At 31.6% G+C, this 19799-nt stretch carries 23 protein-coding genes; 17 read left to right on the forward strand and 6 right to left on the reverse strand.

All coding sequences use genetic code 11. From position 1 onward, the window contains the following. The 15 genes from AWE51_RS04050 (at nt 1) to AWE51_RS04120 (ending at nt 12745) form a co-directional block, all read left to right on the forward strand. The gene (locus AWE51_RS04050) at nt 1-576 is read left to right on the forward strand and encodes a DUF6046 domain-containing protein (RefSeq protein ID WP_066309811.1); all 576 of its coding nucleotides are present in this window, start codon (nt 1-3) and stop codon (nt 574-576) included. Beyond that, complete coding sequence (locus AWE51_RS04055) at nt 569-1885, forward strand: hypothetical protein (protein WP_066309814.1); 1317 nt, start codon at nt 569-571, stop codon at nt 1883-1885. Before AWE51_RS04050 ends, AWE51_RS04055 begins: the two co-directional genes overlap by 8 nt. A 12-nt stretch (nt 1886-1897) precedes the next feature. Then, a complete protein-coding gene (locus tag AWE51_RS04060) occupies nt 1898-2629 on the forward strand; it encodes a hypothetical protein (protein ID WP_066309817.1) in 732 nt (243 codons plus the stop codon). A 2-nt stretch (nt 2630-2631) separates the two neighbouring features. Beyond that, nucleotides 2632-2880, forward strand: coding sequence for a hypothetical protein (locus AWE51_RS04065; RefSeq protein ID WP_066309819.1), 249 nt, complete (start codon nt 2632-2634; stop codon nt 2878-2880). A gap of 1 nt (nt 2881) precedes the next feature. Continuing rightward, the gene (locus AWE51_RS04070; protein WP_066309821.1) at nt 2882-3175 is read left to right on the forward strand and encodes a hypothetical protein; all 294 of its coding nucleotides are present in this window, start codon (nt 2882-2884) and stop codon (nt 3173-3175) included. Then, entirely contained in the window at nt 3162-3860 is a 699-nt protein-coding gene (locus AWE51_RS26850; RefSeq protein ID WP_066309823.1) for a hypothetical protein, read from the forward strand. The genes AWE51_RS04070 and AWE51_RS26850 overlap by 14 nt, the downstream gene beginning before the upstream one ends. Before the next feature lie 12 nt (nt 3861-3872). Beyond that, nucleotides 3873-4922: a hypothetical protein gene (locus tag AWE51_RS04080; RefSeq protein ID WP_066309829.1), complete on the forward strand. Its 1050-nt coding sequence runs from the start codon at nt 3873-3875 to the stop codon at nt 4920-4922. A gap of 4 nt (nt 4923-4926) precedes the next feature. Continuing rightward, nucleotides 4927-5667: a hypothetical protein gene (locus AWE51_RS04085; RefSeq protein ID WP_066309832.1), complete on the forward strand. Its 741-nt coding sequence runs from the start codon at nt 4927-4929 to the stop codon at nt 5665-5667. After that, the gene (locus AWE51_RS04090; RefSeq protein WP_066309834.1) at nt 5664-7118 is read left to right on the forward strand and encodes a hypothetical protein; all 1455 of its coding nucleotides are present in this window, start codon (nt 5664-5666) and stop codon (nt 7116-7118) included. The genes AWE51_RS04085 and AWE51_RS04090 overlap by 4 nt, the downstream gene beginning before the upstream one ends. Nucleotide 7119: 1 nt before the next feature. After that, nucleotides 7120-8553, forward strand: coding sequence for a PKD domain-containing protein (locus tag AWE51_RS04095; protein WP_066309836.1), 1434 nt, complete (start codon nt 7120-7122; stop codon nt 8551-8553). 26 nt (nt 8554-8579) lie between these two features. Next, nucleotides 8580-8987 carry a carbohydrate kinase family protein gene (locus tag AWE51_RS04100; RefSeq protein WP_066309838.1) on the forward strand — a complete coding sequence of 136 codons (408 nt, stop codon included), beginning with the start codon at nt 8580-8582 and terminating at the stop codon, nt 8985-8987. Between the two features lie 15 nt (nt 8988-9002). Next, nucleotides 9003-10931: a hypothetical protein gene (locus tag AWE51_RS04105; RefSeq protein ID WP_066309841.1), complete on the forward strand. Its 1929-nt coding sequence runs from the start codon at nt 9003-9005 to the stop codon at nt 10929-10931. A 4-nt stretch (nt 10932-10935) separates the two neighbouring features. Then, the gene (locus tag AWE51_RS04110; RefSeq protein WP_066309844.1) at nt 10936-11391 is read left to right on the forward strand and encodes a hypothetical protein; all 456 of its coding nucleotides are present in this window, start codon (nt 10936-10938) and stop codon (nt 11389-11391) included. A gap of 43 nt (nt 11392-11434) precedes the next feature. Further along, nucleotides 11435-12184: a hypothetical protein gene (locus tag AWE51_RS04115; RefSeq protein WP_066309847.1), complete on the forward strand. Its 750-nt coding sequence runs from the start codon at nt 11435-11437 to the stop codon at nt 12182-12184. 156 nt (nt 12185-12340) lie between these two features. Then, nucleotides 12341-12745, forward strand: coding sequence for a hypothetical protein (locus tag AWE51_RS04120; protein WP_066309850.1), 405 nt, complete (start codon nt 12341-12343; stop codon nt 12743-12745). 8 nt (nt 12746-12753) lie between these two features. On the opposite strand, the gene AWE51_RS04125 is transcribed toward AWE51_RS04120, so the two are convergent. Continuing rightward, the gene (locus AWE51_RS04125) at nt 12754-13077 is read right to left on the reverse strand and encodes an ArsR/SmtB family transcription factor (protein WP_066309855.1); all 324 of its coding nucleotides are present in this window, start codon (nt 13075-13077) and stop codon (nt 12754-12756) included. Beyond that, a complete protein-coding gene (locus AWE51_RS04130) occupies nt 13067-13492 on the reverse strand; it encodes an SRPBCC family protein (protein ID WP_066309857.1) in 426 nt (141 codons plus the stop codon). The genes AWE51_RS04125 and AWE51_RS04130 overlap by 11 nt, the downstream gene beginning before the upstream one ends. A 1076-nt stretch (nt 13493-14568) precedes the next feature. Here AWE51_RS04130 and AWE51_RS04140 point away from each other — a divergent pair. Next, nucleotides 14569-15000, forward strand: a complete 432-nt coding sequence (locus tag AWE51_RS04140) for a lipocalin-like domain-containing protein (RefSeq protein WP_066309862.1) — start codon at nt 14569-14571, stop codon at nt 14998-15000. Between the two features lie 63 nt (nt 15001-15063). Here the strand turns inward: AWE51_RS04140 and AWE51_RS04145 are convergent, their stop codons facing one another. After that, nucleotides 15064-15441 (reverse strand): DUF779 domain-containing protein, encoded by a 378-nt coding sequence (locus AWE51_RS04145; protein ID WP_066309864.1) that lies wholly within the window; start codon nt 15439-15441, stop codon nt 15064-15066. A gap of 12 nt (nt 15442-15453) precedes the next feature. Then, nucleotides 15454-16977, reverse strand: coding sequence for an aldehyde dehydrogenase family protein (locus AWE51_RS04150; RefSeq protein WP_066309866.1), 1524 nt, complete (start codon nt 16975-16977; stop codon nt 15454-15456). A gap of 177 nt (nt 16978-17154) precedes the next feature. Between AWE51_RS04150 and AWE51_RS04155 the strand changes: the two genes are divergently transcribed. After that, on the forward strand, nt 17155-17919 hold the full coding sequence (locus AWE51_RS04155; protein ID WP_232517335.1) for an SDR family NAD(P)-dependent oxidoreductase: 765 nt from the start codon (nt 17155-17157) through the stop codon (nt 17917-17919). Between the two features lie 20 nt (nt 17920-17939). Here the strand turns inward: AWE51_RS04155 and AWE51_RS04160 are convergent, their stop codons facing one another. Both AWE51_RS04160 and AWE51_RS04165 read right to left on the reverse strand, forming a co-directional pair. Then, a complete protein-coding gene (locus AWE51_RS04160) occupies nt 17940-18665 on the reverse strand; it encodes a LytR/AlgR family response regulator transcription factor (RefSeq protein ID WP_066309868.1) in 726 nt (241 codons plus the stop codon). Further along, complete coding sequence (locus AWE51_RS04165) at nt 18662-19699, reverse strand: sensor histidine kinase (RefSeq protein WP_066309870.1); 1038 nt, start codon at nt 19697-19699, stop codon at nt 18662-18664. Before AWE51_RS04165 ends, AWE51_RS04160 begins: the two co-directional genes overlap by 4 nt. Between the last annotated feature and the right edge of the window lie 100 nt (nt 19700-19799).

A 19799-nucleotide genomic window follows, 5' to 3' on the forward strand; every position in this document is an offset into this window, starting at 1 on the left:
ATGGGTTTTAATATTAATTTAAAAAATGCATTAGATCAATACGATGGACTTATAGATTTTGCGGTTGATGAAGCAGCAAATCTAGGGGTTACAGAGTTTAAAGATTTTATTATAGATAAAAAAGGAGGTGAGTTTAATCTTCCTGTTTTTGCGCCATTGGTTTTTGAACCTCTGATAAAAAGAGACTTAGTACTTCCTTTTATGAGAATCGATGCAGTCACTATTTCTGTTAATAGATCAAAAAACATTCAAACTACTGCAATAGAAGGGCGCAATCATACTATAAAAGAACATATTTCTAATGGTGATTTTTCAATAAATATAGATGGACTTATTGCAGATGATGAGTTTTCAAAAGATTACCCAAAAGGTAAGCTGTTTTTATTAAAACAATTTCTTAATGCTCCGTATTCTTTGCGTATCACTCATGCAATCCTAAATAGACTAGGGGTACATGAGATTGTCATACAATCATACAGTATCCCATCCATAGAAGGGGTTAAAAATATTCAGAAATTTTCAGCTCAGGCAATATCAGATGAACCATTAGAACTAATCATTCGGGATAATGCTTAACCTAAATTGTAAAATAAAGGTCTTTGAGACCAATGACCAATTGATACCCACAGATCGGGTGTATGAGTTTGGGTATGCTTATGATATTCAGATAGAATCATCATATGATAATTTTACAGATACAGCAGTTATAAAGATTCCTAAAAAAATAATAGTAAATCAATTAAATAGTACACTTGGGTTTGAAGTATTAAAACAGTTGCCTATTGGTCCAAAAATTCAGAGTATTTATGAATACTTAAAGCAAGATAATTATATAGAAATATTTCTTGGGTATAATGGTGATTTTAAACCGGCGTTTAGAGGGTATATAACAGAGGTAAAAGGTGATGCTCCGGTATGTATTACATGTCAGGATATGATGTATCTGCTTAAAAAAACCAAAATGGTTATTGATGGTACTTCGGATAATGAAGACCCTCAAAATAGGATTTCACAAAACCCGTCACAAACAATAATGCCCAGTCAAATCAAACCGATTTTAGAAACTAAACTTCAAGAATTAGGAGTTGTTTATGAAGAACTTAAAATTGAAGATAATTTAAGTGCATTAATAATCGATAGGAAATCATCTGTAGCTAATTATTTAAAATGCTTAAAAGATCAATATAAAATCTATTCATTTTTTAAGTTAGAAAATGATTGTAGTAAGTTGCATGTTACTAATAATCCTGATGTTTTTAAAATTGAAGAAATACAGAATTTCACAGAGCTTTATAAAAATACCCCATCAGATGAAATACCGATACCTCAAGCATTACTTAATAAAGCAATATCAATTTTAGGAATTCGAGATGTTCTAGATTTTTTTAGTCGTGATGACGGGTTTATAGGAATTGGAAGATTTAGGTTCTTTTATAATATTATTCGTGATGAACTTAAGGTTAATCGGGAACAAGTTACTGCCATTAGAATGCGCGCAGAAAAATATTTTATAAATTCTAATACTCCAATTTTTGTTGAATTAGGGGATCCTGGAGATGGAGAATTAATAGAAACATACACGCTACATGATAATGAAAATGAACTACCTACTCAAGATGCTCTTTTTCAACAAGAAGAACAACGAGTAAAGGCAGAATTAAATACATTTCTTGGTTTTCGATTAGCTAAAGAAAAACAAACAGGACTTACAGGTAGTTTTGAAACTTTTGGAGAACCATTTATGAGGCCAACAGATAGAATAATACTTGAAGATGCAGAGGATGAAGAAAAAAATGGAGTTTTTCAGGTAAAAAAAGTAAAGAGAAGTTATGGTACTAGTGGTTACAGACAGATAATTAGCGTGGGTAGACGAGTAGAAGATTAGAAAGAGTAATTTATGGCAGAAATCGCAAACATAATAAAGAAAATAGCTACTGAAGGGCAAAAAATACACACGTATCCCGCCAAAGTAATTAGAGTAAATAGAGATGAAAATGCATTACATCCAGAGGATGAAGATGCATACTCAGTAGATGTTATGAGAGCAGATGGTGCAGAGATCTCACATGTAAGATTAAAAGCATCTTTACAGGATAAGGAGCAAGGGATTATATGTATTCCTAAAGTTGGTAGTTGGGTCTTGGCATCAATTATTGAAACTACAGAAACCCGTGCCTTTATTTCTCAATATTCTGAAATAGATAAAATATTTTTACGTATACGCAATGATGATGACACCTATTTTCAGATGCAAACGGGAGGAAATGGATCGAGATTGTCGTTTAAAAGATTAGAATCTGAGGGTAACCCTATTACAAATACACCTCCGCTGTTTAAAGATATATCAAGTATAGGGTATTCATCAGATGAAGTTAAAATTGATTTTTCAGAAGGTCAAGGTTATCAAGCTGTAATACAAGATGAATCAATTGTATTTAATCATGAAGCCAAAGGTTTGAACTTTGCAATGGGAGATAAGTTTAAAGTAGAGGTAGGCGAGAATAACTTAAAAGATCAACTTAATGACTTGATAACAGAAATATCAAAAATCGTAGTAGCACAAGGAGTAAGCCCAGATGTAGGGGCGCTTGCTGATATCAACGCAAAAATTAACGAAATAATGGAATAATTATGCCTTTAAATGCAACTTTATTAGCAAATGATATAAAAACTGCTTTAAAAAACAATGTGGATATAGGAGGTAGTGCTCCAACTAGTAATAGTGATGCACAATCAAAAATTGACAGCTATATTGATGATATGGCTAGTGCAATTGCAACAGCAGTAGTAAGTCATATTAAAAATAATTTAAAAGTAACATCAAGCGGATTAGGAAATAACGGAGCTCCCGTTACATCAAACTCAACAGTAATTAGTTAGCATGAAAGATTTTAAACTTGATAATAATAGAGATTTGGTAATTAAAAATGGAGATTTTGCTATAGGCGATACAGATCAGCAGAATATCGAACTATTATTACTTAGTCATAAAGGTAGTTTTAAAGAACATCCGATTCTCGGTGTAGGTATAACAGATTATCTTAAAAGTCCTGAGATTATTTCTCGTTTACGACTAGAAAATGAGATTAGTAATCAATTAGAATACGATAATTTCTTTATTAAAGATTTGGACGTAAATAATTTAGAAAATATACATATCGATGGAAACTATTAAACCACAAGAGAATCAGAGTATTTTTGATATGGCACTCCAAGAGTATGGTAGTATCGAAGGACTATTTGATCTTCTTGATGATAATACTATTGATCAAGTAGATATGTCTTTATCGGTATATCAAGATTTGCAAATTATAAGTTCACCTACCAGAAGAGAAATTCAAGAATTTTATATCGCAAGAAATATTAAGCCGGCAACCGATGGTACCAATGCAGAATTTGCATTGTTAGAAGATCCTGATAAGGATTGTGAAGGAATTGGTTGCATGATCATTGCAGATGATTTTATTGTTTGTCCAGCAGATGAGGAAGAACCAAAATTACAAGAAATAAAAGGATTTGGGGGGATTTCGGGAGAAGGAATTAGCCTTAAACTATTGCAAAATAATATAGGTTACAGAAAAGTTGGTAGTGATGAACTACCTAAGATAATAACTTTTTCAAGGTTTGAAGGAGATAATATAACTCCTTATAATCTCGAGTTTTCGATTTTTGTTGAAGCAAATGCTACATATGAAATCTTGGCTGCAAGTCAAAAAACTCCTATTAATGTAGCGGTTTCTATACCCATTGATAAGACAAGAGAAAGTATTAATGTATTTAATTCATCACAAGTTCTCAAAGCACTTTCAGAAGGAAAAAACTTTAATGTTAAATTTTTTGTAGCACTACAAGAATCTTAAAAATTACAATTCATGGCGCGTACCATTGCTGAAATACAACAAGAGATACTAGATCAAAAAGCAAAAGAAGGACAGTTTGATGCTTTACAAATACTCACACCAAATGAGAAACAAACCTTAGAAAGTGAATTAACGAGTACATCAAAAACTTCAATATGGAGGCTATGGGTATATATTGTTGCTACTGCCATTTGGATGCACGAAAAAATTGTAGAGCGCAATGCATTATTATCCAGGCCACATACTTTGGCTTGGTATAGAGAACAGGCATTAAATTATATCGCTGGTGCAGATTTGATATGGAAAGATGGGTATTTTCAATTTGACACAACAGGAATTCCTAGTATTGAAGAAGCCAAAATAATAAATCATTGTGCGATTTCAGAACGTTTATTTAGTGATGTTTTTCCAAATGATGGACAACAAAATGAAACTAATAACAATCCTACTCAAGATACAGAATCATTGATTCGCGAATATTATTATAACCAGGTTGGTATCGTTACGATGAAGGTTGCAAAACGAATTAATGGTCTTCCTAAAGCTTTAACCACACAAGAAAGGACAATTTTTCAAGCGTATATGAATCAAATCAAAGATGCAGGAACTCAGATCCGAGTAGTATCCACAACAGGAGATAAAATTAGAATACGTCTAGAGGTTTATGTGGATCCTTTAATTATGTATACAGATGGCGATAATGAAGGTAGACTTGTAAAAGATTTATCTAGAAAACCAGTTGAAGAAACAATCAAAAATTATATCGAAACTCTTGAATTTAATGGAGCTTTTGTACCTACCTTTTTAATAGATCAAATACAAAAACAAGAAGGTGTACGATTGCCGGTATTAAGAACAATAAAAATCGCTCCATATAATCGAGATTTAGACACCTCTGGAGTTGACGTTTATAATGATACAGATGGTGTTAAAGAAACTGCATTTTTTGTACCAACTTCGGGTTATTTTAATACAGATTTTGAAGCAGATGATAATAAAGGAGGAATAATTGTTACTTATTTCCCATACAACTTACAAACCGATCCAAGTTTTAATCTGTAATATAATGCTAAGAAAATATACACAGATAGATTGGCAAAGAACATTAATCATGTTAATGCCGCCCGTTTTAAGAAAGAAAAACCATGCATTATGGTTACAAATATTGCTTAGGCCCTTATCCAGTATTTACGAAGATACTTTGTATAAAATGCAGCATAATGGTCAGGTGATATATCTCGAAAAAGTGCTAAATGAACTATTCAATAAAGAACGAGAGTATAAGCCCTATATGCAAACACAGCAAAAGGCAGATAATGGTCTCATATTTATAGAAGATGCAGATAGACCAAGAGTACAATACTTATTTACTCATGATGAAATAGAGAATGGTGAACCGGCAATTATAACGTATACAAGAGACGGAGAACAAAAAGATTTTAGTTACTTTTTATATCTATCTAGCGATTTGGATTTTAGTAGTACAGAATATTTCAATTTTAGGATCAATATACCTGATACGATAGATGTTTTATGTACTAGAGAAGAATACAAAAATCTAGTTCAGGGTATTATAGATGCTGATTATCCAGAAAATGAAAAGGAGAAAATGTTAGAAAAACTTAGTGATAAGTTGATATACGGAGGTGCGCACCCATATACAAGTCATCCCAATGCAGTAAAAATACAAACCCCAAAATTTCATAAAGTAGTTAATTTTTACAAATTGGTTGCAAAAAGTTATGAAACCAGACGGTATACATATGAGAATAGTGAAGAATCTTCATTAAAAACAATTGAACAATGAAAAGAGTCAATTTTGGACATAAAGGAGGGTTTCCTCTTGAACAAGAGACATTAATCCATCTGCAACGGGCGTATGCTAACGATATGTTAGAAGCGCTAATGGCACATTGGGGAATTGATCCAACACAAAATTATCGTATCAAACAGGCGACTAGTGATACAGATGACGGTTGGATAATTACGACAATCACAAGAGAAGAAATTAATGCAGAGCTTGGCACCCCTTATACCGTAACAAAGCCAGAATTAATACGATTGAAGTTTAATGGAGGAGCAAAGAGATCTATAGAAATTTTAGATGTTCGAGCTGAATTTCTACCAGATGGTTCACCCGATACAAGCGGTGATGGGTATTTAGAATACGCTGATGGTCAACCTAAAAGGGTGTATGAGGAGTGGTTAGGACAATATGTAAATAGCCCTACACGTCCTGAGAATAAGATTATTACAAATCTAATTCCTTTAAAAACAATTATTGAATTAACAACAGATGTTTCGAATATTAATGCTGATATTGATTTAATAAAAGAAGATTATTTACCTCGTGATGGGTCTAAACCAATGACGGGTGGATTGGTTTTAGGAGAACATAAACCAGCATTTGTTCCAAATCAAGAAGGTAATCGATTATATTTTAGAGGTACTTTCGCTAATACAGACGAAGTATATATAAGCAAGCATACTCCCTCTTCTGACATTACAGAATTAAGAGTAAATATTGGAGACAATGCGCAAACGAACTCTAAAGATGTTTTTACTATTGGAGGAGCTGTATCTGGACAATCACCTTGGAAAGAACAGTTTAGGGTGCAAACAGATGGAAAAGTAGGAGTTAAAGTAACTGATCCTGTAAGAAACCTAGATGTCGATGCCGAGAATAATTTTTTAAGATTACGTAATCTTAGACAAGTTACAGTAAATCAAGAAAGACCATTAGTATTGAACTCAAGTGGTGATTTGGGAGTAGCAAGTCAAAATATACTAACCCCACCAACCGCTACAACAGCCAGAGCGGGTATTGCAGAGATAGCTACTAGAAATGAAATTGATGATGGTGAATTTGCGGATCGTAATAAAATAGTAAGTCCTTATTACTTAGGAATATCCACATATGCTCAAAGAAAGCTTTATGGAGAACTTTTGATAAATGGAATAGGTTCGACCAATACGACGGTAACTAGAGATTTGTCAGGTGTTACTGCTATACATTTAGATGGCCCAGACTCTTGTTACAGAGTGAACTTTTCTAAAAGTGTATTTGGAACTTATGTTCCTATAGTAATAATTGAGAGTAATGGTCAAGTTAATGGAAATAGCAATTTTAATAGAGAAAATGATGCAATTCTTACATTCGACAATTTAAGAAGTAATAGTATGGATATTATTTTTAGAGAAGTTAGTGATCATGGATTAAATCAGTTTGTTAAAATAAGAATTCAAATTATTAATTGATATGAAATACGGTATAAATATAGTTGAAGGTCAATTAAAAGCGATATCCGAATTTGTTGATGGAAATGAACTGCCGAAAGGATTTGAAGCAGTAACTAAAGAACGTTATGATGAGCTTTTAGAAAAAGCTACAGGATTTACAAAATGGGATGAAAACCTTTCTGATCTTGTTGTTGATCAAAATATGATTGATTCTTTTCAAAAACAAACCGAGATACTTAATGTTAAGCAAAAATTATCATCAGTACTTTCAGATTTAATTCTGGCAGAAAGGTTGGGAGAAAATACTACTGTACTACAAAAAAAGTTTGATGATTTATCAAAAGAATATAAAGCGAATAAAAATATTCCACCGGTTGTTTATGCTGGAAAAAAACAAACCGTTGCTTTACCTAATAATTCGACCGAATTATTAGGTAAAGCAACAGATAGAGATGGTAAAATTGTATCGGTAAATTGGTCTAAAATAAGCGGAGGAAAAGCAAAAATTGTAAATCCAAATAAATTATCTACAAAAGTAAAAGATTTAGAGGCAGGTAATTATATTTTCAAGTTAACCGCAACAGATAATGAAGGAGCTAGCGCAGCTAGTAATGTAACTATTTATGTAAAGCCTAAAGAGGCTATTAAAATTAGTACCTCACCCAAAGAAAAACTTAATATCAGTTCTTTAGGAACTACTTTTGAAGTTAATGTAAAAAGTAATACCGAGTGGTATGCATTAGGAAAAGGAAATTCTAGTGTTAGCCCTTCTAGCGGAAGAGGTAATGAAAAAGTTACGGTAAGAATCCATAGAAATAATTCAGGTGGACCTTTAAAAGGTATTGTCGAATTTAAAGCAGAAGATAAAGTCTTTAACTTGATTTGGAGTCAAAAAGCGGAGCGTAATGAAGATGATGATAACTATGATGGAGTTGGGTGCTTTGATTTAGAATCAGATGTTACATTGGCTAATGGGCGAAGTAAAAAATTGAAAAATATCAAAGTTGGAGATAAGTTAAGAGGATATAATTTTCCAAATCGGATTGATGCGAATAGTGATACATATACTAAATGGTCTGGAATGCTTAAAAAAGCTACGATAACAGATGTAGAAGTAAAGGATATGTTAGTCAAGACTGTTGATAGCTATGTCGAATTAACAATGATTGATGAAACAGTTTTAAATATAACCAAAGACCACCCTCTTTTAGTAAGTAAAGATGGAAAGGAAGTATCATGGGTTAAACCATCTGAACTTAGAAGCGGGTTATTCTTAATTGATAAAGATGGTAAAACACAGGAGATTGAATCAAAAAAAACTATTCGTAAAAAATTAGAAATAGGAGTTTTAGATGTTGAAAACATTGATAACTATATGATACAAGGATTTATTGTTCATAATGCAGAAATAATAAGAAATAGAAACCAACAACCAATTGATGTAATTAAATAGTTGTTATTTTTTAAATAAGTAAGTCTATGAAACAACCAAAAGAAATCCTTAAAACGTATTTTGAGACAGGTGATAAACCTACAGAACAGCAGTTCTGTGATCTTATCGATAGTTATCATCATTTAGATAGCGGGACAATTGTTACTTCGGTAGTAAGTGATGCACAAGGAAATCAAAATTTAAATTTTTCTGATGGTACAGTAGTAACAATTACAAAGCCAACAGATCATATTTCTCAAAATAATAAAATAAGGATTGTTGATTTAGGTACTATTACCGCAGCAGAATTAAGTATCGAAGCCAGCTTAGTAAATGCAGTTAATAGATTAAATCCCCCATTGGTAGTGGCTGATGATGAAAATATAATTTTCGAATTTGATGTCAGACGTTTTGGAGAAGGTGATGGAGAAGGAGATGGACCAATATTTACCTAAAAAGCATTTTAGTTTATGAAAGCATATAGCTATTTTTTAAAACCAGGAAAAGGAACGTATGGTCTTGGAAATAATCAAATTAATGTAGATGATGTATATGTAAATCATCGTACTCCTGATCTTTCTTTTTTAGAAGAATTGGTTACAGATAATCAACGTTTAAGAAGGAAAGTAGAAAATTTACAACAAGCAGTATTTTATAATAGAGTTGTGATTACATATGACTTATTAGAAGATTTTTCTAATAGTGCTTCTTATAGCACTTTTCCTATGTACTATAATCAAGCTAATGGTATCGGTCGTTTACTTGTTGATACTTCTAAAATTTCAGTAGATTTCAAGAATACAACGGTATTTATTAAAGATTCAGCAGAATCTTCATCCATTACAACAAGAAATAGGAGGTTTAAAGTAACAGGTGATTCACAAGTAGCTTATGGTAATTATGTATGGTATCGATGTGATTATGTGCCAGCAAATGCATATGCTTATGATAACTTAGGATCTTTTATGCCCAATAATACTACGTGGTTCTTAGCATATCAAAGAGAAGACGTAGATGCATTACCTGTACTACCAGAATATACTATCGATATTCAATCAAACGCACTCAAACTATTAAAAGATGGTGTGGAGATTAACTCTGAAGATTTATCATTATATATAGATGATACAAACTTATCTAGGCTAACAAGCGGTGTGGTAGACTCAGATACAGGAATTGCAACATTTGCTAGGGATGATAACTCTACTTTTACAGTTGATTTTTCATCATTTATAAATGGAAATACTCCTGTACTAGGATTAAATGATTTAACAGATGCCCAATCCGATACTACAAACATACTTTTAGGAACAAGAGAAACACCAGATTCTATAGGAGAAATAAGAGGAGAACGTAATGTCGTTGTAGGCAAAGGTTCAATACTTGATGGTGTTGGTAATGATAATGTTATTTTAGGTTCTCAAGCTTTTAGTGGTTTAGGAACAAATGGAAATAATGGATCAGACAATAATGTTGTAATAGGTTCTAAAACTGCAACAGATAGAGTACAAGGTGATAATAATGTAATTATCGGCGGTAATTCTGTACAAGGTGATGGTAGCGGAAGTAATAACATAGTTTTAGGAGCAAATGTTGATATAGGTGGTTTTAATATCAATAATTCTTTAAATATAGGTAATGCTATACAAGGAGATCTTAGTACTAAAGAAATAGAAATAGAGAAATTAAAATTAACACGATTAAATACAGGAAGTTTTAATGATAATGTTTTGATGATCAACTCTGATAATCAAATTGAAAGACTTTCTTTACAACAGTTTGTTAATTTAAAAGTTTATAATTATACAAGTATTTCTCAAATAAATATTAATGCTAATACAAATGATTCTTCAGAAATTAGTTTAAGGAATAGTTTACAAGGAGCTTTTAATAATAGAGGTCTATCAAGAATAACTATTATTGGAGAATATATAAATTTTGTAGCTTCCGGAAATACAGGAACAATAGCACCATCTTCATACAAAACTGAGTATTTCTTAGACATACAAAATGGTTTTTTTGCTTCTAATACAGCAGGAAGTAATCCCGTTACCGAATCACTTGTTGGTTCAATAGAAGGAACTAGTCTAAAAGGAGTTATAGATTTTAGTACTGTCATCAATGCAGTAAGTCAGCTTACTACAGATCCTCAAAACGGATGGAACACTCTTACCTTTGAAAGAAAAGTAACAGTTGATGGGGTACTTACAACTTCGCAAGGTGGGGGAGTCTTAAGAAATTCAACAAATACAGGTACATTAATTCCATCCGAAGTAATACTAAGACCAAGGATAAAACTAACATTAAATTATGATGATTCTACAAATGCAAATGGTCAAAATCAAAGTTTATTGTTTAGAAGAAATAGTTACGCAACATATATAGAAAGAATCAGATAGCTATATGAAACAGCCAAAAGAAGTACTAAAGACCTATTTTGAGACAGGAGATAAACCTACAGAACAACAGTTTAGTGATTTTATAGATAGTTATCATCATGTAGATAGTGGTGTTATTGTTACAAATGTAGTTGTCGATCGTCTAGGAAATCAGGTGATTTCTTTATCAAATGGCTCTTCATTTACAATTCCTAAACCATCAGATCATACCGACCAAAACAATACGATAAGAGTGGTTAATCTTGGAGTTATACGATATTCAAGGTCTAGACTTTTACCGACAGAAGAAGATGCAATTGTTGATGCTATTAATAAACTAGCTCCCCCTTTAGTAGTGTCTGATAATGAACAGGTTATATTCGAATTTGATTTGCAAACAATAACAGCAATAGATATTTCTGACGAAATTCTAAACGAGAATGAACCTATTATGTTGACAGATGAAGATATTCGAAGTTGAAATTTAATTTTCTGAAAAAACACTTAAAAAGAAAGCTGTATTTATGGCATTACAAAGTTATTTCTTAAAAACAGGCAAAGGAACTTACGGTTTAGGTAAGACACAAATCACAAAAAATGATATTTACCCAAATCACAAGGATAGTATATCTGAAAATTCTGATTCTGATTGGTTAAATGTAAACGGCACAAAACCATCATCAATTAATGATGCAATATATACAAATGGTAGAGTAGGTATTGGTACTAATTTACCGTCATCGACATTAGATATTAGTGGTAATTTACGGGTGAGATCAATACCAAATGGTTCTTCTTCGGATCAAAATCTAGTAGTTGATAGTTCTGGAGGCATTAAAAAAGTCCCTCCCATCTCTAGTGGTTTGGTATTAAAACAAAGTTTAGTAGGGTATTATGAAATAAAAATCCCTTTTAGAGGAACAAATTTCTCAATTAAATTTAAAATATACACACATGCTAGTGGTATGGATGAATATCATGTTTCAGGATATTTAAATAACCCCAATGGGTGGGTGCAAACATTTGTTACAAAAACCAGTCAGAGTGGTAATAATATCCAAACCGTTACATTAACAGATAATGGGGCTGCATCAGATTTTAGGATATATGTAGGTAATGATGGAACAACTAATAGAGCATTCTCTACATTATTTGTTACCGAGGCATATAGATCTGGTATTGTTAATGCAAGTAGTGCTATAATTACTAATTTAAGTGTTTTTGATATCTCAATCCAACCGGTAATGTCTGGAGTAGTAAAGGGAACATTTTAGTATTAAAAATATTTGAATATCAATAAATTATGGTTATCAATAACGGTAAAACCATATTTTTAGTACGTGCATACTGTGGTTTTTTTCAACATATTGTTGTTATTTAAAAAAATTTAACCTTATATTTGGTAGAACTCAACTGTTCATAAGCCCTACATGTTTAGATTACCAAAGACTACCGATGGAGAAGATATAATCAAGACCTATGATCTTGAGATGGGAAAGGTCATTTTTTATAAGAACTTTCTTGTTATTGAAGTGGCTGAAGGTATATGTTTTGATTATGATAAAGCTGAAAAACTGTCTAAATTAACCAATTTGCATTTTGAAGATCGTCCTTTTGGATATATCTCGCATAGAGTTAATTCGTATTCAACAGAACCAACAGATTACCTTCGAATTAAAGAGGTATTTCCTAATCTTAAAGTGTTTACCGTTGTTATCTATAATAGATTTCAAGAAACAAGTGTAAGAATAGAAAATATGTTTTATCAAGACGGCATACTTACTTTTGAAAATCTTGAAAAGGCAAAAACATGGGTAATGAAACAATTATCTTAGGTATCATGTTACCCTTTTTTATTTAAATGTTGTTCTAAACTATTGATCTTAGTATCCCAGAATTTTTCGTAAAAGGCCAGCCAATTATTTATTTCGGCTAATGGTTTTGTATTAGCATAACAAAATCGTTCTCTACCTTTTGTGTTAATCTCCACCAAACCAGCATCTTCAAGAGTTTTTAAATGCTTTGTAATTCCTTGACGACTAATTTCAAATTGATTAGAAATCTGAGTAATAGGTAAGGCAGTAGCGGCTACTACCAGAGCATGAAAAATTTCACGTCTGGTAGGATCTGCTATTGCTTTTAATATGGTTGTTATTTTATCCTGCATGTACAGCTTGTTTTAGATATGTGATAAGACTCGAAACACAATTATTCCAACCACCATTAAAACTATCAAACATTGTAATAGCGGTTTCGCCCTTATATTGGGATATTCCAGAATGCTCTAGAGATAACTTTGTTCCAGTTTCAACTTCTTCTAAGAGCCATTTAACGGTAGTTTCTACAGGATTTTCTGTAACTATCCAAGTATAAACTAACGTGTAAGGACTAGCTTCTTTAATTTCACCTTTTATCGGGGAACAATTTTCCCCATCAGAATTGAAGGTGTATTGATATCCTTTTTCGGCTCTAAAATCTGCTTTTATAAACCATGAAGATATTTCTTCTTGCTTTGTAATGGCATTCCATACACTTTCAATAGAATGATTAAATATTTGTTCTTTTCGAATTACATCTTTCATTGTTGATATATTTATGAGTTAAACATTAAATATATAGTATTTGAATATCGATATGCAACTATATGGTTGCAAATATAAGAAGAAAATCAAAAAATGCAACTTTTTAGTTGCGTAATATATTCGTTTTATAAAACAAATATAATTGAAGAGTAAAAATTCTTTAGAAAATGGGAGTAGGAGAGGTAAGAAAAAAGCCGAGTTTAAATTTGAACCCGGCTTTCATACATTTGTTTTATTAATAAGCATAACATTTTATTCTTTTATGAATCTTGTGTTCATGATTATAGATGGTGAATGTGCTATCCAAAAGTATATTTTGGTTGAGTTTTGCAACATTAAATCTCTTTTTAATATTTTTTAAAGCTTTCATAATTTTATTTTTTGATGGTTTAACTTATAACTACCTATAACGCCTTTTGGTGTTCCAGATATATCCTTTTGTTGTTGTTACTTTTGCCGTAATTTGATTGTTATCTAAAGTTCTCATAATTTCATTTTTAATATTTAATCGTATTTGAATTTTACTTATATCTTCTTTTAGAATTCCAAATGAATCCTTTTGTCGTTGCTACTTTTTTAGTTATTTGATTGTTGTCTAAAGTTCTCATAATTTCTGGTTTAAAGTTAGTTTATTGTTGTAGTAAGATTATCTGTATCTTCTTTTAGCGTTCCAGATAAATCCTTTTGTTGTTGTTGCTTTTTTAGTTATTTGATTGTTGTCTAAAGTTCTCATAATTTCTATTTTAAAGTTAGTTTATTGTTGTTTTAGAATTATCTGTATCTTCTTTTAGTGTTCCAGATAAATCCTTTTGTTGTTGTTACTTTTGCAGTGATTTGATTGTTGTTTAGTGTTCTCATTATTTCTATTTATTTATGTTATTATATCTACTAGACGCCCATAAATCTATTTCGTTACAGTACTATGTATAAAAAGGTACTATTTTAACAATTATTAACATTTTAAACTATGAAAAGAGTAGATCTCTTAACATATTTAACCAATATGAATAGGATTTTAGATTTTACTATTCTTAAAAATAGATTAAATTTGTATTTCTCTTTTAACCTTATTAATTATGAAAAATATTAAGTATTACTTTGTTATTTGTTTAATAACCCTTCTAGCGTCATGTAGCTCTAGTGATGATGATTCGGGTGAAGCTAATAATGATACTATTATTGGTAAATGGCAAATCGACCAACGTTTTAATGATGGAGTGGAAGAGAGTCTTTCAGATTGCTTTAAGACGACTACTATAGAGTTTACATCAGATAATAGATTTATTTCCACTCTTATGGACATAAGTACGTCCACTAACAATTGTGAAGTAGCTTTAGTAAGAAATGCAACATGGACTAAAATAAGTGATGGGGTATATGATATAACTTTTACAGATGGCCCTTCAAGTGGAACCACAGTTCAGTATACGTATGTCTTTGAAAATAATAATAGAATGTCCAGAGATGACGAAATTTTATCTATTAAAACGTATTATACTAGATTATAGATTTTAACTTAAGTAATCTCTATTTATAGAGATTACTTAAGTTTTATAAGTTATTCGTTCAATTTAAAACCCCTCTCCGATATGAATCGGGCTTAAGGCTGTCATCTCATCTGTTGTATATAGTCTTGATTTAATAATAAATCGTATTCCCATAGGAATTTCAAGCGAAAAGCTTGCTCCACGACCTTTAACTACATCGACAGTTAATTGTGTATGTTTCCAATACTCAAATTGATCACTTGACATATAAAAATCACAATTGTTGATGGTTCCTAACCAAATGTCATTTTCATTGATCATAAGTTCTCCTTTTTCAAAACACATTGGGGAGGAACCATCACAGCATCCTCCACTTTGATGAAACATAAGCTCTCCGTGTTCTTTTTTTAGGGTATCTATTACGGCTTTTGCGGCCTGTGTTACCTTTACTCGTTTAATCATAGGTAATAATCCTTAAAAAAATCCAAGAGATTTTTTGTCGTATGAGATCAACATATTTTTAGTTTGTCTATAATGATTAAGCATCATTTTATGATTCTCTCTACCAATTCCTGACTTTTTATATCCGCCAAACGGTGCATGTGCAGGATAATTATGATAACAATTTACCCATACACGACCTGCTTTAACAGCTCTAGATACTTGGTACGCTTGATGCATATCTCTAGTCCATACTCCAGCGCCTAATCCATAAAGAGTATCATTGGCAATTTCTATAGCTTCTGCTTCATCTTTAAATGTGGTAACACAGGCTACTGGTCCAAAAATTTCTTCTTGAAAAACACGCATTTTATTATTTCCTTTTAACAATGTTGGTTTCACGTAGTATCCATTTTCAAGCCCTTCGATATATGCTTCTTCACCGCCAGTTAACACTTCACAACCTTCGTCTTTACCAATATTGATATAATTTAGTACTTTTTCAAATTGATCATTAGATGCTTGAGCTCCCATCATTGTTTCCGGATCAAGAGGGTGTCCTAGTTTTATAGCTTCAGTTCTTTCAATAACTCTTTGAATAAACTCATCGTATATATTTTCTTGAATTAAAATTCGAGAAGGACAAGTGCATACTTCTCCTTGGTTTAAAGCAAACATTACTGCTCCTTCTATAGCTTTGTCAAAATATTCATCATCTGCAGTCATAATACTTTCAAAGAATATATTTGGGGATTTACCACCAAGCTCTAGAGTTACTGGGGTAATGTTTTTAGAAGCGTATTGCATTATTAATTGCCCCGTAGTTGTCTCACCAGTAAATGCTACTTTATTAATTCTTGGATGAGATGCCAATGGTTTACCAGCTTCAACACCAAAACCATTTACAACATTTAATACTCCGTCAGGAAGTATTCCTTCAATCAATTCCATTAAAATCATTATACCCACAGGTGTTTGTTCTGCTGGTTTTAATACAACGCAATTTCCGGCAGCAAGAGCTGGAGCAATTTTCCATGTAGCCATTAATAAAGGGAAATTCCATGGAATAATTTGGCCAACAACTCCTAAAGGTTCTTGCATATTTAACGATACTGTATTTGAATCAAGTTCACTAACAGATCCTTCTTCTGCTCGAATAACTCCAGCAAAATATCTAAAATGATCAACCGCTAGGGGTAAATCTGCAGCTAAAGTTTCGCGTAATGCTTTTCCATTATCCCATGTTTCAGCACGAGCTAATGTATCTAGGTTTTCTTCTATAATATTTGCAATTTTTAATAAACAATTGCTTCTAAAAGTGGCTGAAGAATTATTCCATTCTGGCGCGGCTTTCCATGCAGAATCAATAGCCAAATTAATATCTTCTTTTGTAGAACGAGCAATCTTTGTAAAACTGGTTCCGTCTACTGGAGAAATATTGTCAAAATATTGTCCTTTTACGGGTAATGTCCATTTACCACCTATATAATTATCGTATTTGTCCTTAAAACTTGGTTTTTCCAATTTGCTTTTAGGAGATGCTTGTGAGATACTCATAAGAATTAGTATTAAAAGTTTGTTATGAAATGAAGTGTGTACGTTTTGTCAAAAAGTGAAATGTTGACAAGAAAAGGTCTTCCTCTAAGGTAGTGCATTTTTGTAAATTTCTTAACTAAGACCATGTTAATATTCTGCATAAATTCTCTTATTTTTATATAGATAAACGGCATTTTGATGATAGATATAGATCTTAAAAATAAAACTGTGCTTCTCACTGGAGCATCAGATGGAATAGGAAAAGAAACAGCAGATTTTTTGATGCAAATGGGAGCAAAGGTGGCTGTACACTATAATTCTAATACAACTTCTGCAGGTGCTTTGGTAGCTACCTATGTAACGACAGCGTCTAAGGCTTTTAAAGCAGACTTGTCAAATGAGCAAGAAGTTTGTGACCTATTTAATGAAGTAAAAAAATCCTTTGGTAAGATAGATGTTATTATACTAAATGCGGGCGTGTTTTTGTCTCATCCTACCAGTGAAGATACATGCGAATGGTTTTCTACCTGGAGAAGAACAATGGATGTAAATTTAAATTCTGTAGGGTTATTAACAAAATTGGGTTTAGATCATTTTCTTGAAAATGGAGAAGGTAGATTTATTTATATTGGCAGTAGGGCAGTTTTTAGAGGAGAGACAGAGGAATATTTAGCTTATGCAGCATCCAAAGGTGGGATTGTTTCTTTGGCAAGAAGTGTAGCTCGTTCTTTTGGTAAACGTAATATCAAATCTTTCATTGTTTCCCCAGGATTTACACGTACTCAAATGGCAGAACAATTTATAGCAGATCATGGTGAACAAAAGGTATTAGATGAAATCGCTCTAAATACGCTTACGACGCCCAAAGATATATCTCCGTTAATAGGTATGATGTGTAGTGGATTGATGGATCATGCTACTGGTGCGACTATTGATGTAAATGCAGGAAGCCATATACGTTGAGTATATAATCCTACATTAAACTATTTTATAATTCGATTTATATTGTGTTTGTAAACACTTCCTATTGGAATATAAGTTTGAGAAATCAATAGTCTATTTCCTTCAATAGTTTGAATATTAGCAATTGACACTATATATGATTTATGAATTCTTAGAAAGTATGCTTTAGGGAGAGATGTTTCGAAGTTTTTTAAGCGGTCTAATGTAACGATAACCTCATTTTCGAGATGAATCTTTACGTAACTACCATAACTCTCAAGATATAGAATTTTATCAAGTCTAATTTGATGTGTTTTTTTGTCTGATTTTATAAAGATAGTTTCCGGACTACTTTTGTTTGTAACTGTATTTTCTGCACTATCATTGTGAGATTTTTGTGCAGCATTCATAACTTTATATCGCTGAAGAGCTTTATTTGTGGATTTTACAAAACGTTCAAAACTAAATGGTTTCAATAGGTAATCTAAAACGTCTAATTCATATCCTTCTAATGCGAATTCTTGATACGCGGTAGTGATAATTATAATAGGAGGGTTATCTAGTATCCTTAAAAAATCTAATCCTTTTAATTTGGGCATATTAATATCCAGAAAAATCAGATCAATTGTATTATCATTCAAAAAACCGATAGCATCAACAGCAGTATGAAATGTTGCCACAATATTTAGAAAAGAAAGATTCTCACTATAGTTTTTTATCACCTTATGGGCAAGTGGTTCATCATCGATAATAATACAATTCATCATAAATTTATCTTTAAGGCCGCTGTATACTGGTTATTTTTGTTTGATAGACTTAATTCATTTTGATTAGGATATAATAATGATAATCTCCTTTTAACATTATTAAGACCTAATCCGTCGCTAGATTGATATTGAGCGGGGTCATAATTGTTTTTAACGATTAATGAAACCTCAGTTTCACTAGTGGTTAGTGTTACATCTAAAAAAGCATTCTGATCCATTTTTTCATAACCATGTTTAAACGCATTTTCTATAAATACAATTAAAATCATTGGAGCTATCTTTATAGAAGGATTAGATATCGATTTATTAAAAACGATCTTACCTCTGTTGTAATGTCTTATAGTTTGTAAAGCTATATAGTTTTCAATATACAAAACCTCTTTGGCTAGAGAAACTTTTGCAGCTTTGCAATCATAAATAGTATATCGTAGCATTTCGGACAGTTTTAAAATAACAGAGGGAGTTTCTTCTGCCTTTTCTAAAGCCAATGCATATAAGTTATTTAGGGTGTTAAAAAAGAAATGGGGTTTTATTTGATTTTTAAGCATCGATAACTCATAAGTTAAACGATCATTTTCTATTTGTTTTACTTTTGAAAGTTGCACAAACCATCTAAAAGATAAATGTAACAGTGTTGATATTCCAATAATGAATACCATTACTAGTATTCCGCTTTGCAATGTAGCTTTTTCAGAAGGCTGATCGAACCAATATGTATCAATCCAAGGCTCAATATAACCAATAATGAATCCCCAAATCAGAATAACCATAATAAGGGCTAATACATAAAGAACATATTTATGTTTTATTAATAGTTTAGGAATACAGATGTAAATATTAAAATATATTGGTGGTAAAATAAACAAAATGATTCCTGTCAATGCTTGTAAAAAATATATATGAAAGGATAGTTCTTTTTCTGTACCTAAGCTACTTAAGAAATAAATTATAGAAATCATAAGTACAATAGTCAGGATAACTAAAATATGAACTATAATTTTTTTAGATATAGTGTTAATCTTTTTTTGCTTCATTGTGATATTTCTAATCTAAAATAATAAAAGCAAGTATACAAATACAATTCATTTAATGAACATGTCATTTTCATCAATAAACATAGATTTTGTCTACATG

The organism is Aquimarina aggregata (assembly GCF_001632745.1).
Classification (GTDB): Bacteria; Bacteroidota; Bacteroidia; order Flavobacteriales; family Flavobacteriaceae; genus Aquimarina; species Aquimarina aggregata.

Coding starts and splice junctions, on each gene's coding strand:
- AWE51_RS04050 (WP_066309811.1), top strand. CDS start 1: ATGGGTTTTAATATTAATTTAAAAAATGCATTAGATCAATACGATGGA.
- AWE51_RS04055 (WP_066309814.1), top strand. CDS start 569: ATGCTTAACCTAAATTGTAAAATAAAGGTCTTTGAGACCAATGACCAA.
- AWE51_RS04060 (WP_066309817.1), top strand. CDS start 1,898: ATGGCAGAAATCGCAAACATAATAAAGAAAATAGCTACTGAAGGGCAA.
- AWE51_RS04065 (WP_066309819.1), top strand. CDS start 2,632: ATGCCTTTAAATGCAACTTTATTAGCAAATGATATAAAAACTGCTTTA.
- AWE51_RS04070 (WP_066309821.1), top strand. CDS start 2,882: ATGAAAGATTTTAAACTTGATAATAATAGAGATTTGGTAATTAAAAAT.
- AWE51_RS26850 (WP_066309823.1), top strand. CDS start 3,162: ATGGAAACTATTAAACCACAAGAGAATCAGAGTATTTTTGATATGGCA.
- AWE51_RS04080 (WP_066309829.1), top strand. CDS start 3,873: ATGGCGCGTACCATTGCTGAAATACAACAAGAGATACTAGATCAAAAA.
- AWE51_RS04085 (WP_066309832.1), top strand. CDS start 4,927: ATGCTAAGAAAATATACACAGATAGATTGGCAAAGAACATTAATCATG.
- AWE51_RS04090 (WP_066309834.1), top strand. CDS start 5,664: ATGAAAAGAGTCAATTTTGGACATAAAGGAGGGTTTCCTCTTGAACAA.
- AWE51_RS04095 (WP_066309836.1), top strand. CDS start 7,120: ATGAAATACGGTATAAATATAGTTGAAGGTCAATTAAAAGCGATATCC.
- AWE51_RS04100 (WP_066309838.1), top strand. CDS start 8,580: ATGAAACAACCAAAAGAAATCCTTAAAACGTATTTTGAGACAGGTGAT.
- AWE51_RS04105 (WP_066309841.1), top strand. CDS start 9,003: ATGAAAGCATATAGCTATTTTTTAAAACCAGGAAAAGGAACGTATGGT.
- AWE51_RS04110 (WP_066309844.1), top strand. CDS start 10,936: ATGAAACAGCCAAAAGAAGTACTAAAGACCTATTTTGAGACAGGAGAT.
- AWE51_RS04115 (WP_066309847.1), top strand. CDS start 11,435: ATGGCATTACAAAGTTATTTCTTAAAAACAGGCAAAGGAACTTACGGT.
- AWE51_RS04120 (WP_066309850.1), top strand. CDS start 12,341: ATGTTTAGATTACCAAAGACTACCGATGGAGAAGATATAATCAAGACC.
- AWE51_RS04125 (WP_066309855.1), bottom strand. CDS start 13,077: ATGCAGGATAAAATAACAACCATATTAAAAGCAATAGCAGATCCTACC.
- AWE51_RS04130 (WP_066309857.1), bottom strand. CDS start 13,492: ATGAAAGATGTAATTCGAAAAGAACAAATATTTAATCATTCTATTGAA.
- AWE51_RS04140 (WP_066309862.1), top strand. CDS start 14,569: ATGAAAAATATTAAGTATTACTTTGTTATTTGTTTAATAACCCTTCTA.
- AWE51_RS04145 (WP_066309864.1), bottom strand. CDS start 15,441: ATGATTAAACGAGTAAAGGTAACACAGGCCGCAAAAGCCGTAATAGAT.
- AWE51_RS04150 (WP_066309866.1), bottom strand. CDS start 16,977: ATGAGTATCTCACAAGCATCTCCTAAAAGCAAATTGGAAAAACCAAGT.
- AWE51_RS04155 (WP_232517335.1), top strand. CDS start 17,155: ATGATAGATATAGATCTTAAAAATAAAACTGTGCTTCTCACTGGAGCA.
- AWE51_RS04160 (WP_066309868.1), bottom strand. CDS start 18,665: ATGATGAATTGTATTATTATCGATGATGAACCACTTGCCCATAAGGTG.
- AWE51_RS04165 (WP_066309870.1), bottom strand. CDS start 19,699: ATGAAGCAAAAAAAGATTAACACTATATCTAAAAAAATTATAGTTCAT.